This window comes from Streptomyces viridosporus, assembly GCF_002078235.1.
Classification (GTDB): Bacteria; Actinomycetota; Actinomycetes; order Streptomycetales; family Streptomycetaceae; genus Streptomyces; species Streptomyces viridosporus.
Window position 1 is genome coordinate 2962 of the sequence record NZ_MSGP01000772.1, and the last position, 220, is coordinate 3181.

Here is a 220-nt window from a genome sequence, read left to right on the forward strand (position 1 = left end):
GACTCCTCGGCCAGGCGCGCCCGCTCCTGGAGCAGCCGGCCGACGTCCTGGGTGACGGACTCCAGGCGTCCGCGGGCCGCCCGGGCCGTCAGCACGGCGTAGGTGGCCGCGGTGACGGCCGCGCACAGCAGCAGGGCGGCGATCACCCCGGTCGTCCCGACGGCGCCCCGCGCGGACTCCGGCCCGAGGAGGACGGCCGCGGCGACCGCCGGTGCGGAGA

The 220-nt window shown here is 80.0% G+C and carries 1 pseudogene; it reads right to left on the reverse strand.

The features are described from left to right. Positions 1 to 220 (reverse strand): annotated as a pseudogene (locus B7L92_RS43245) (ATP-binding protein); the annotation flags it as partial.